11 protein-coding genes are annotated in these 12,180 nt (G+C 67.9%); 5 read left to right on the plus strand and 6 right to left on the minus strand.

Annotated elements, in window-relative coordinates; translation table 11 throughout:
* Positions 1–66: 66 nt before the first annotated feature.
* From PUR53_RS40525 to PUR53_RS40535, 3 genes are read right to left on the minus strand one after another with little or no spacing between them, the layout of a single operon-like run.
* Positions 67–2,262 (minus strand): xanthine dehydrogenase family protein molybdopterin-binding subunit, encoded by a 2,196-nt coding sequence (locus PUR53_RS40525; protein ID WP_329911800.1) that lies wholly within the window; start codon positions 2,260–2,262, stop codon positions 67–69.
* Entirely contained in the window at positions 2,259–3,239 is a 981-nt protein-coding gene (locus tag PUR53_RS40530) for an FAD binding domain-containing protein (protein ID WP_329911801.1), read from the minus strand. The genes PUR53_RS40525 and PUR53_RS40530 overlap by 4 nt, the downstream gene beginning before the upstream one ends.
* A 6-nt stretch (positions 3,240–3,245) precedes the next feature.
* The gene (locus tag PUR53_RS40535; RefSeq protein ID WP_329911803.1) at positions 3,246–3,887 is read right to left on the minus strand and encodes a (2Fe-2S)-binding protein; all 642 of its coding nucleotides are present in this window, start codon (positions 3,885–3,887) and stop codon (positions 3,246–3,248) included.
* A 485-nt stretch (positions 3,888–4,372) separates the two neighbouring features.
* Between PUR53_RS40535 and PUR53_RS40540 the strand changes: the two genes are divergently transcribed.
* Together PUR53_RS40540 and PUR53_RS40545 are read left to right on the plus strand one after the other, a co-directional pair.
* Positions 4,373–5,218, plus strand: coding sequence for an IS5 family transposase (locus tag PUR53_RS40540; RefSeq protein ID WP_329911804.1), 846 nt, complete (start codon positions 4,373–4,375; stop codon positions 5,216–5,218).
* The gene (locus PUR53_RS40545) at positions 5,215–5,613 is read left to right on the plus strand and encodes a hypothetical protein (RefSeq protein WP_329911806.1); all 399 of its coding nucleotides are present in this window, start codon (positions 5,215–5,217) and stop codon (positions 5,611–5,613) included. The genes PUR53_RS40540 and PUR53_RS40545 overlap by 4 nt, the downstream gene beginning before the upstream one ends.
* 302 nt (positions 5,614–5,915) lie before the next feature.
* Here PUR53_RS40545 and PUR53_RS40550 read toward each other — a convergent pair whose 3' ends face one another.
* From PUR53_RS40550 to PUR53_RS40560, 3 genes are all read right to left on the minus strand, one after another.
* Complete coding sequence (locus tag PUR53_RS40550) at positions 5,916–6,047, minus strand: hypothetical protein (protein ID WP_329911808.1); 132 nt, start codon at positions 6,045–6,047, stop codon at positions 5,916–5,918.
* A 389-nt stretch (positions 6,048–6,436) separates the two neighbouring features.
* The gene (locus tag PUR53_RS40555; RefSeq protein WP_329911809.1) at positions 6,437–6,985 is read right to left on the minus strand and encodes a winged helix-turn-helix transcriptional regulator; all 549 of its coding nucleotides are present in this window, start codon (positions 6,983–6,985) and stop codon (positions 6,437–6,439) included.
* Positions 6,986–7,009: 24 nt separating this feature from the next.
* A complete protein-coding gene (locus tag PUR53_RS40560) occupies positions 7,010–7,858 on the minus strand; it encodes a hypothetical protein (RefSeq protein ID WP_329911811.1) in 849 nt (282 codons plus the stop codon).
* A 91-nt stretch (positions 7,859–7,949) separates the two neighbouring features.
* On the opposite strand from PUR53_RS40560, the gene PUR53_RS40565 reads away from it, so the two are divergent.
* The 3 genes from PUR53_RS40565 (at position 7,950) to PUR53_RS40575 (ending at position 11,954) form a co-directional block, all read left to right on the plus strand.
* Positions 7,950–8,960: an SMODS domain-containing nucleotidyltransferase gene (locus PUR53_RS40565; protein WP_329911813.1), complete on the plus strand. Its 1,011-nt coding sequence runs from the start codon at positions 7,950–7,952 to the stop codon at positions 8,958–8,960.
* Positions 8,957–10,693 (plus strand): ThiF family adenylyltransferase, encoded by a 1,737-nt coding sequence (locus tag PUR53_RS40570; RefSeq protein WP_329911815.1) that lies wholly within the window; start codon positions 8,957–8,959, stop codon positions 10,691–10,693. The genes PUR53_RS40565 and PUR53_RS40570 overlap by 4 nt, the downstream gene beginning before the upstream one ends.
* A 100-nt stretch (positions 10,694–10,793) precedes the next feature.
* Entirely contained in the window at positions 10,794–11,954 is a 1,161-nt protein-coding gene (locus PUR53_RS40575; protein WP_329911816.1) for an HNH endonuclease, read from the plus strand.
* Positions 11,955–12,180: the final 226 nt, after the last annotated feature.

Genomic DNA, 12,180 nt, shown 5'->3' on the forward strand with positions numbered 1-12,180 from the left:
CTCCAATAGGGAAAGCGGCTCCAGCCCTGGGCAGCGGCGCGTACGCACCGCTGCCCAGGGCTGGGCTCAGAGCAGCGCCTCGGCGGTGATGGGCAGGTCGCGCACTCGTCGGCCGGTGGCATGGAAGACGGCGTTGGCGATGGCGGGTGCGACGCCTACCAGGACCACCTCGCCGAGGCCCTTGACGCCGAGGGGGTCGGCCTCGTCGTCCCGGCCGTCGACATAGATCGCCTTGAGGTCGGGCACATCGGCGTTGACGGGGACCAGGTAGTCGGCCAGGTTGGCGTTGACGATCCGGCCGTCGCGGTGGTCAGTGACGGTGTGCTCGAGGAGGGCCATACCGATACCGCCGGTCATGGCTCCGATGGCCTGGCTGTCGGCCAGCTTGGGGCTGATGATCCGGCCCGCGTCGAAGACGCCGAGCATCCGCCGCACTCGGACCAGACCCAGGCGGGCGTCCACACCCACCTCGGCGAACACCGCGCCGTAGGCGTACATGGAGGACCGGGACTGCCCTGGGGTCCAGGACCCGTTCGCTTCGAGGTGGGTCAGGTTGTTGCGGGTGAGGAGTTGCCGGTAGGTCTCCCCACGCGCGGGGTTGTCCCTCATGTGCAGTCGGCTGCCCCGTACGACGATGTCCCCCGCTGCGGCGCCGTACAGCGGAGAGTCCCCGTCTCCGACGGCGAGTTCGATCGCCTGCTGTCGTACTTTGTCGCAACCGTCCAGGACGATGGAACCGAGGCTGGCCATGGTCAGCGAGCCGCCGTGGAGCGGACCCGTGGGCATGTTCGTGTCGCCGAGCCGGAGGGTCACGTTGCGGACCGCAAGGCCCAGAGCGTCGGCGGCGACCTGGGTCTGCGAGGTGTAGGTGCCGGGGCCCATGTCGCTGGTCGAGGACTCGACCACGGCGGTGCCGTCGACGTCCAGTCGGACCCGGGCCTGGCCCGGGGCGCGCAGGGTGTCGTAGAGAGCGGTCGCCATGCCGGTGCCGATCAGCCAGTCGCCGTCGCGGGTGGAGCGGGGCCTGGGGTTGCGGCGGTTCCAGCCGAACTCGCGGGCGCCGACGGTGTAGCACTCGCGCAGCCGCCGGGTGGAGAACGGCCGCCCGCTGGACTGGTCGTTGTCGGGTTCATTGCGCCGGCGCAGTTCGATGGGGTCGATGCCGAGCTCGTGGGCGAGTTCGTCCATCGCGCTCTCGATGGGGAAGGCCGCGGTGGCGTAGCCGGGGCCGCGCATCGGGGTCGGGGTGTTCACGTCCAGCGGCACGGTCCGGTGCGCCTGGCTGACGTTGGGCGTGGTGTAGAGCATCTGCCCGGGGGAGAGGACGCCGCGCTCGGAGTACGTCTCGTAACCGGACGTCTCGGCGCGCAGGTCGTGGGTCATGGCGGTCAGCCGCCCGCGGCGGTCGCTGCCCAGGCGCACCTTGTACTCGTAGGCCGGCCGGTAGCCCACGCCGAAGTAGAGCTGCCTGCGCGTCAGTACGAGCTTGACCGGGCGGCCCACCTCGCGGGCGGCGAGGGCCGCGATGGTGATGTGCGGCCAGGCCCGCGCGGCGTTGCCGAACGCGCCGCCGACGAACGGGGAGATGACGCGGATGTTCTCCGCCGGAATGCCGAAGTTGGCGGCGACTTCGGCCCGCGGGCTCTGCACCCACTGGGTCTTGTCCCACAGGGTGAGCCGGTCGCCGTCCCACTGGGCGACGGTGGCGTGGAGTTCCATCGCGTTGTGGTGGTTGCGGGCGGGCCGGTACGTCATCTCCAGCCGTACGGGAGAGGACTGCAGGGCCGCCTCCGCGTCGCCGCGCGCGTAGGTCCTGGGCTCGCCCGCCGCCGGGGCCTCGGTCAGGTCTGTGGCGGGCCGCTCGCTGTCGTAGTCGATCTCCACCAGGCTCGCCGCGTGCTGGGCGGCCTCCAGAGTGGTGGCGACGACGACGGCGACCGGCTGACCGTGGAAGCGGACCTGGTCGTCCTGGAAGACGCGCAGCCGCTCACCCGGAAGGTTGAGCGAGCCGGGATTGGGGCCGTACGGCAGCTTGGGGGCGTTGCGGTGGTGGATCACCTTCAGGACGCCGGGCTGTGTGAGAGCGGCACGAATGTCGATGCCGGTGATCCGGCCAAGGGCGACACTGCTGTCGACCACGACGGCGTGCACCACCCCGTCGGGCTCGTGATCAGCGGCGTACTTCGCCTGGCCCGTCACCTTGAGCCGTCCCTCCACGCGGGAGAGCGGTGCGCCGACGGCTGCCTGCGGCTGGGGGCTCATTTGCTGTCTCCTACGATGCGCAGCTGGCGTTCGACCGTCCGCTTGAGCAACTCGACCTTGAAGCGGTTGTGTTCCAACGGCCGGGCCCCGTCTGCGGCCGACGCGGCCGCCCGGGCCCAGAGTCGCTCCGAGGGGCGTTCGCCGATGAGGGTTCGCTCGACGGCGGACAGCTTCCACGGCACTGTCCCCACGCCGCCGGCGGCCACCTTGGCCTCGCGGATCAGGCCGCCGCGGACGTGCAGGGCGACGGCAGCGGAGGTGAGGGCGAACTCGTAGGACTGGCGGTCCCGAACCTTCAGGTAGCCGGACCTCAGTGGGCGCGGATGGGCCGGGATCTCCACGGCGGTGATCAACTCACCTTTGTTGAGGGCCTGTTCGCGGTTGGGGGTGCGGCCCGGCCGTAGCAGGAAGTCGGCGAAGGGGACGCTGCGTGCGCCGTCCGGGCCGAGCAGATGGACCCGGGCGTCCAGGGCGGCGAAGGCGACGGCCACGTCGGAGGGGTGGGTGGCCACGCAGGCGTCGGAAGTGCCCAGGATCGCGTGCGTGCGGTTGTACCCCTCCCGCGCGGCACAACCGGAGCCGGGCTCGCGCTTGTTGCAGGCGGCCGTCACATCACGGAAGTACGTGCAGCGGGTGCGCTGCATGATGTTCCCGCCGATGGTGGCCATGTTCCGCAGCTGCGCCGACGCGCTGAGCTCCAGCGCCTGGGAGATGACCGGATAGGTGGTGCGCACCTTGCGGTGGGCGGCGGCCTCGGTCATGGTCACCAGTGCGCCGATGCGCAGACCGCCGCGCTCGGTGACGGTGACCTCGCGCAGGGGCAGGGCGCTGATGTCGACGAGAGTCTCGGGGCGTTCGACGGTCTCGCGCATCAGGTCGACCAGGGTGGTCCCGCCCGCGATGTACCGCCCGCCGCGCCGACCTGCTTCGAGGGCCTCACGCGTGCTGGGCGCCTTGGTGAAGGAGAAGGGATACATCGCCACTCACTTCCGGCCCGAGGCCTGCTCGACCGCGCGCACGATCTTCACGTAACACCCGCAGCGACAGATGTTGCCGCTCATCCACTCCCGGATCTCCTCCGCGGAGCCGGTGTGGCCCTCCTGCATGCAGCCGACGCCCGACACGATCTGGCCCGGCGTGCAGTAACCGCACTGGAACGCGTCCTGGTCGATGAACGCCTGCTGCAGCGGATGCAGGTGATCGCCCCTGGCCAGCCCCTCGGCGGTCGTGACTTCGGCGCCCTCCAGGCGCACCGCCAGCGTCAGACAGGAGTTGACCCGGCGCCCGTCGACCAGCACCGTGCACGCCCCGCAGGCACCGGCGTTGCAGCCCTTCTTCGAACCGGTCAGCCCCAGATGCTCGCGCAGCAGGTCAAGCAGCGACGTCCGGTTGTCCACCGTGATGGTGTGCCGCCGGCCGTTGACGGTCAACGAGACGCGGCTGCTTGGCGATGCCTCGGCGGCAGCGGCTTCTTCGACGCCGAGCAGGGACGGACCTGCCACCAGACCGCCCGCCGCGATGACACCGCCCACGACGGTGGTCGACGCGATGACTGTGCGCCGGGAGGGTGCGGACGGGGGCTGGGCGGGGGGAGACGTGGCTGACTCGGAAGTTTCGGTAGACATGCTCACTCTCTCGACACGAGGAAGGTGGGGGACTTGCTGATCGGTGTGAGCCCACGAAGGAGGTTCACCGTTACCCTCATGGCATTTCGGTTTCCGCCCAGACTGGTGGGACAACTGGTCGTGTGGCAGGCCGTGTTGTGCCAGGGAACGGTGAGCCAGGGTGTGAGAGGGCCCCTCTTCCCACCTGTCCCACGGGGCACGGCACTGCAAGACTGGGCCGTTTGGGAAAGGGGGGGCAGCCCCGCAAAACGCCGATACGCCCCAGCCACGACTCGACCTGGGCATCGGCTCCCCGGACGTCCTCGCCGCGCACCGCGAGCCCTTCCCTGCCACCGGCCAGCGCGTCCGTGACCTGCCCGTCACCGCCGAAGCGCTGCTCTGAGTGGGCGGTTCGTGAGTCTTTGAGTGGGTCTGCTGTCGCCTGATGGTGTGGCGGCGGGGCGGAATCTGCCGGTCCGCGGGTGTTGATCTGGTGATGTGACCGGGTGAGTGAACGCAAGCCGTATCCGAGTGACTTATCGGACGAGCAGTGGTTGTTGATCGAGCCGGTGATCACCGCGTGGAAGGGCCGGCACCGTTCGGTCAGCGGTCATCAGGGCGCCTACGACATGCGGGAGATCGTGAACGCGATCCTCTACCAGGGCCGGACCGGCTGCCAGTGGGCCTATCTCCCGCACGACCTGCCGCAGAAGAGCGCGACGTACTACTACTTCGCCGCCTGGCGGGACGACGGGACCGACCAGGTCATCCACGAACTCCTGCGCTGCCAGGTCCGGGAGAGGGCCCGGCGATTAGAGGACCCGACCCTGGTGGTCCTGGACACCCAGAGTGTCCACGTGGCCGCCGGGGTCCCCGCCACCACGAGCGACCACGATCCGGCCAAGCGGGTGCCCGGCCGCAAGCGCGGACTGGCTGTGGACGTCCTCGGCCTGGTCATCGCGGTCACCGTCCTCGCCGCGAACACCCACGACAACGCCGCGGGCATCGTCTTGCTGGACCAGGTTGCCGAGCACGTCGGCGGCACCGTCCGCAAAGCCCTGGTCGACCAGGGTTTCAAGAACCAGGTCGTCATGCACGGCGCCGGCCTGGGGATCGATGTCGAGATCGTCGCCCGCAACCCGCAGGTCAAGGGGTTCGTGCCGCAGCCGAAGCGGTGGAGGGTCGAGCAGACCTACGGGATCCTGATACTGCACCGGCGCCTGGTCCGCGACTACGAGCACCGCCCCTCCTCCTCCGTCTCCCGCGTCTACTGGGCGATGACCCACGTCATGACCCGGCGCCTCACCGGCGCGAATGCCCCCACCTGGCGCGAGGCGCAGGCGGCGGCGTGAACCTCCGGCCCCTGCTCGACGCCCTGGACCTCCAGGCAGACGCCGCCCGGACCCACGCGGACGACCTCCGCGCACAGATCGACGACCTGCAGACCCGGCTGCGGGAGGCCGAGACGCACCTGGAGCACCTCGCCATCACCCGCACGACCGTCACCGGCCTCGCCGACCGGCTCCCCGCATCGCCGCCGGACCTGCCCGAGCACCCGGACTACCCCCGCATCCTCGCCGCCTTCAACCACGCGACCGGGCCACTACGGGCCAAGGACGTCTGCGAAGCCCTCGGCCACGAACTGCAACCGAAGAACGTCGAAGGCACCCGCGCCAAGCTGAAACGCCTGGTCAAGCTCGGGATCCTCACCGAGGCCGACACCGGCAACTTCGCCAGGAAGCAATAGCCGACCGCCCCTCCACCAGCGACCTTGCCCCAACCTCAACCAGAAACGGACATCACCTTACGAACCGCCCACTCAGGACGCAAGGTAGCCTCTGAACGGTCGCTGGATGATCGTTGGTGGTGCCGGTGACGCACCGTTCCACAGCGGAATCGTTGGCCGACCAGCGAACGCCCGACCTGACCGGTGATCAAGTCTCGTTGAGAGGTTTCATGGCACACGCTGGCGTGTGCCTGAGCGAGCAGCGCAGGAAGTCTTGCACCACTGACCGTTGGGGCCTGATCAGCAACGTCCCTCAAGAAGAGCTACACCCGGCCGGATTTCGCCGACGGGAAGGTAAGAGGGCTGACACGCATGCGGTCCCTGGCGAAGTACAGGTACGGCTTGTGCTGGTTGATCCAGTAGGAGGCGGGCAGCGCGGTGCGCCGGACGCTCACCAGGCGTGTTGCCGACGGAGGAGTGGACCAGGCCCTGGGCGGTGAACTCTGCGCTGTAGGGGATCTCCCAGGAGGGGGAGACGTACGAGAACTGGAGTCGCCCTCTGGGGCGAAGCCGCCGACGCGGAAGTCCGAAGTCGGCGACGGTGTGGGAGTGCCCGCCGTCGGAGAAGGGGCGGCCCGACGGCGACCGTGAGGTTGGTAAAAAGGGGCGAGAGACGGCGGGCTCAGGCTGCCACGGCGTGATGGGGAGGCGCGGGCGGGTTGCGTGGCTGGCCTCGCGCTGGCGGAAGTGTCGCCACGGGCAGCGGACGGAATATGCATCAGCGTCAGAGCGGCGGCGATGTGCTCAGATGCTTGGCGAAGGTGCCAAACTGCCGGGTGAGCTCCTACGGCAGGGTGTACATGAACTCCTTGCCGCCCCGCTCCGGTCCGGGTGCGCGGTTGCGGCTCAAGGCTCCCGCTTGGACAAGGCGTTTAAGCCGGTTGTTGGCATTGGTGACGGAAATACCGAGTGCTTCGGCCAGCTCCTGGGCACGGAACGTGCCGAGGCGGCGGGCCTGGGCGTAGGTGTCCGGCATGACAGTGGTGTCGCCCAGCAAAGTGTGGTCCTCGCCCTGCACGGCGAACTGCTTGCGTCGCTCGAGGCAGACGGCGACGGACTCACGGGTCTCCTCGTTCAGCCCGATCAGCCGGACGGCGGCAGCCTGCACGTCGCCAGCTGCCAGGGACACGTAGAGCTTGCCGAGGAACTCGTCCACGAAACTGTGGGTCATGGCTTCGGTGCCGGTGAAGTCGATTTCCAGCACGGGGGCCGGACGGGCCGAATTGAGCACGGTCTCCAGCTCACTACGCTTGTGAGCCCCTGTGCCGCGGGTGGATAGGAACGTACCCGGTTTACTGACGGGGAAGGTGAGCATTTGCTTTTTCGCCTTCATTGAACGCATTGAAGCACAGTGCGGCTAGCCAGGGAACGAGACTCTCAGCCAGGCCCAGGTGCCCGCCACTCGCTCGGGGATGCGCCGATAGGAGGCAAAGGCGTGCTCCCGGTAGTGGCTGGCCGTCACGGCTCCGTCGCCGCTGCGCAGGATCAGGCTCGTGATCGCAGTCTCTCTGACCCCGTCCAGGACATCAGGAAGACCGTAGCCGCGGTCCTCGTCTGTTCCGCTGACACGGGGACTCAGTGCACGTTCCAGCGCGTGGATGCTGTCGGTTACGTCCGAGTGCTGCTGGTTGCGGCGCAGGTGACTGAGTACTCCGACTCCGGTGTCGCAGACCGAGACCTCCAGTCGCCTGCGGCCGGTGGTCCTGCCGCTGTAGGCCTGTGCGGTAATGAAGGCGCCCAGCTCGCTGGTTCCGTGACTCACCGCGTTGTCGATGAGCTCACCCAGCCCCGTGAACGCCTGTCTCCCGAAGCGCTTTCCCAGGTGGCTGGTTGCGACGAACCCGATCCGTTGGTTCACGTCACGGACCGCCGCTCCTGTCAGGCGGGTGACCTCCAGCAGGCTGGCTGAGTGATCGTTGCGCTCGCCCTCGGAGAGGGAGCCCACGATGCGAGATCCGTCCGGCAAGTGCTTCAACAGGTCCATGCGCTGCAGATATGAGGCCACGCCACGGCGTTCGGGCAGGAGTAAGGCGATCTCCGTGCCGCTGGCCGCGTGAGTGTGGGTGAGCGCGGCCACGGCGGCGAGATCCAGCGGACTGGCGAACTCCAGGTGGCGGGCATCGACGGTCAATCCGGGCCGGGCGGTTTCCTGCAGGCGCAGGGTGCCGCGCAGCAAGGGGTGGCGGCCGGGCAGCTCAAGTAACACGACACACCAGCATGCCATCCGTTCGGCCGCGGCCGTCTGCCGTACCCTCGTGCTACGGTTTCACGAACTTCAATGAAGACGATGTACGGGGATGGTGCCAGTGCAGCTCACGGCCTGCTTCAACACGCTCCTCACGGACACGGTCAACCTGAGCCGGTTCAAGCTCGAGCTACTCGACGAGCGAGTGGGTAACGTCTACCGGGCCTTGAAGGAGGACGACGAGATCGGGCATCTCGTCCTCGACAAGATTCCTCAGGGGTCGTGGGCGCAGAGGACCATCATCGACCCGGTCGGTGACAACGAGTTCGATGCCGACTTCCTCCTCCTGATGGAGGAGAACCCGGACTGGCACGACAGCCCCAAGACCTACATCGACAAGGTCTACGCCGCGCTGCACCGGCACAGTCGCTACGGCGAGATGCCGCACTCGCGCAAGTGCCGTTGCGTGCGTCTGGTCTACAAGAACTCGATGCACGTGGACATCGTTCCCTACGTGCAGCTCAGCGACGGCCGCAGCGTCATCGTCAACCGGGACGACAACTGCTGGGAGGCGACGGACCCCGAGGGCTTCACGACCTGGATGCGCCAGCAGGATGGAATCACCGGTGGGAACCTGCGCAAGGTCATCCGGCTGATGAAGTACCTGCGCGACCACAAGAACTCCTTCACCGGGACCCGGTCGATCATCCTGACGACCCTGCTCGGAAACCAGGTCAGCGAGACGAAGAAGCTGCTGGACCCCGGCTACTACGCCAACGTGCCTACGACCCTGCTCCACCTCGTCCAGGATCTGAACACCTACCTGCAGGCCAACCCCACCAAGCCGTCGATCGCCGACCCCTCCGGGTCGGGGGTCACCTTCGACCACCGGTGGACCCAGGCCACCTACGACTACTTCCGCGAGCGGATCCGCGTGCACGCCGCAGAGATCGAGGACGCGTACCGCGAGCCGGACAAGGAGACCAGTATCGAGCTGTGGCAGGACCTGTTCGGCAGCGGTTTCAAGGAGCCCGAGACCCAGCAGAGCAGCGCGAAGTTCCCCGCCGCGGCCACGTCCGTGGCCGCCGTGACGACGACGGGGCGGTCGGGGCGCGCTGGATGAGCAGGCGCAACTCCGGGCGGCCTGGCGCCCGCACTGCGTGGCAGAAGCAGGCGCTCGCGGATCTCCGCACGGTCGCCGCCGAGCAGCCGGACATCCTGCGCGTGGTGGGAGCGCCCGAGCGTACGGATGACGGCGCTGTGGCGGTCACGATCGAGATCGACACGAGGGGAACCGTCCGGGTGGAGGGCGGGCTCCCGCTCCAGCCGCGCGAGCAGTTCGTCCTGCGCATCCCGCCCCACGCGCTGCTGCCCCCACAGGCAGACGTCACCCATACGCGGTTCCTCGGGTACCCCCACGTCCTGCAGGGCCACCGGCTGTGCCTGTACCTGGACCCCGCCCGGGAGTGGAACCCGGCCGCCGGCATCCGCTCCAGCCTCGACCGCCTGTGGGGTTGGCTCAGCGATGCCGCCGGCAACCGGTTCGACGCCTCGACTGCCCTCTATCACGCGGTGGGCGGCGTCCTGCACGAGTCCGCGACAGCTCCCACCATCGTCGTGCGCGAACCCGTGCCCCCTAAGAACGTGCAGGCCGGATACCTGGTCGCCAGGAACGTTCAGCGCCTGGATCTCACCTTCGTCCCCCGAGAGCTTCCCGTGGCACGCCTACCGGTTATCACCGCCCCGGCACCTCTGCCGATGGGAGCCGGCACCACACTCGTCCAACTCCTGCAGCAGATCGATGCATCGCCCGGCAGGGCCACCGCTCCGTTCGCACCGGCCGTGCTGACTTCCCTGGTGACCAGCGTGGTCAGAAACGCCGACGGCACACCGCAGTACTTCCTTCTGGCCGTGCCCCACCCCGCCGGAGGGCCACCCCATCTGATCGCGGGCCGGATCCCGGCAACCGCCGCCGACGAACTACGCGACCTCGCACGGCGCCATCCCGGTTCTCTGAGCAATCTCACGCCCAGCGCGGTCAAACCGACCGTCCCGATCGAATGGTGCCGCGTGTCCGACGAACGCCAAGCCGTCACCACCCGCCGCGACGCGAGCCGCCCTGTCAACAACTACCAGGACAAACACGTCCACATCTGGGGTTGTGGGGGCATCGGATCCTGGACCGCGGAGTTCATCGCACGGGCCGGAGCCGCACGCATCACGCTGTGCGACCCCGGCGTCGTCACCGGCGGACTGCTCGTCCGCCAGAACTTCCTCGAGACCGACATCGGCGAGACCAAGGCCGCCGCGCTCGCCGACCGCCTGCGCAACCTCGACGACCACCTGACCGTCGACACCGCAAACGGCATCCTTCCCGACGATGCCGAACAGGTCATGCGCCAGGCCGATCTCGTCATCGATGCCACCATCAGCCTGGCCATCGGGCAGGCCCTGGACGTCCTCGCGCGCACACCCGACCGCAAGGCCACCCTGGCCCAGATCGCCACAGACACCCGCACCGGGACCCTGGGCATCCTCACCGCCTGCGCCCCGGACACCCTCCAAGGACCCCACATCCTGGACTCCCAGGCTGGCCTCTCCGTACTCGGTGACCACCGACTGGAGTTGTACCACCCTCTGTGGCAAGAAACAGAACACGGCGACGAACTCGTCCCAACCCGTGGCTGCTCCGTCCCCACCTTCCACGGATCCTCAGCCGACCTCGCCGCCGTCGCCGCCACGCTTACCACGTTCCTCGGCATGCAGATGGCCGCATCGACGTCAGGAACCCACCTGATCGCCCTTCCGCACGCCCACAGCGGACCCCATCATCACTACGTCCCCTCTACCCCCTAACCCGCTGGCACGCAGCGCCACACCCCACCGAGCCACAAACCCTAACGACAGCACACGACCAACCCACGCCTGCACCAGGCAACCCAAAGGAGCCGCCCCCGTGGCACGCAAGTCCATCCCCGAAGTCGAGCGACTCAAGGTGTGGGTCCGCGCCGGCGGGCGGTGCGAACTGTGCGGGACCTACCTTCTCGAGGGAAAACTGACCTATCAGGACTTCACCTTGGGAGAACTCGCCCACATCGTCGGACAGGAGGCCACGGCCAAGTCACCGCGAGGCATGGACCCCCTGCCGAAGGAGGAACGCGACCTCGCCGACAATCTCATGCTGCTGTGCCGCGGTGAGCACAACGAAATCGACCGCAAGGGGTCGCTCGATGTCATGACCGGCGAACGGCTGCGACATATCAAACGCGACCGAGAGGAATGGATCCGACGCGTGACCGCCCTCAAGCCCGAGGCCGGCACCGTGGTGATCCGTCTCATCGGACAAGTCCGCGGCCAGGAAGTCGAACTCACCAAACCGACCGCCGCGGATGCGGTCATCCGCTCCGAAGAACGATTCCCCGAGTTCCCCCTCAGCCTCCACGGCGACGGCTTCGAGGTGGACCTGCGCCGTTTCCCCCATGAAAAGACGGCCGGCCCCGCCTACTGGGAACAGTGCAAGCAGCAGATCGACCGGGTTCTCGAACACAAGCTGGCAGAAGCACTGCGCGAAGACTCCGTGCACCACGTGAGCGTCTTCGCCTTCGCCCGCCTGCCCCTGCTCGTCTACTTCGGCTCCCGTCTGGACGACACCTTCACCGTCTCCATCTACCAGCGGCACCGCAGCACCGAATCATGGTGCTGGCCCGACCCCGGCGACGCGCCGAGACGCTTCGTCACCGAGGCGCCCCACACGTCTCACCCCGATGCACGGGAGGCAGTGCTGCTCTTGAACATCTCCGGATCGATTCAGGCAGCAGAGCTCCCCGAACAACTTGCCAGCCTTCCGCGCTGGACGATCCGCCCCCAGGACATCACGCCATCCGTTGACGTGATCAATTCGGCCTCCACACTCGACGAGTTCACCTCCGTCCTTCGGCAACTCCTGTCTGAGCTGGAGGCCAGCCACAAGGGCATGCAACGACTGCATGTGCTGGCCGCAGTGCCCGTTTCGGCCGCGGTGACGCTCGGCCGCGTACACGATGCCAACGTCCACCCCACCTTGGTCATTTACGACCGTACCGACAACCAGTACACGACGGCCTTGGAGATCTCCTGATGGCGCCGGCAAGGGATGCTCTCGAAGGGAGCGTCGGTACCCCAGCACGAACCATTCTCCGCCAGCGTCGCCAAAGGACTCTATGCGGCCTTCAACTGCCCACGACGGCGAGGCCATCGATGAACTGACGTTCTGATCACCAGGGGACGTAGTCTCGACGGCGAAGATTCCGGCCCGACCGGGCCGGTCCTACAACGAGCAGTGCAACGGGGGCGGTTCAACTGAC

This window comes from Streptomyces sp. SP18BB07 (assembly GCF_036322545.1).
Classification (GTDB): Bacteria; Actinomycetota; Actinomycetes; order Streptomycetales; family Streptomycetaceae; genus Streptomyces; species Streptomyces deccanensis.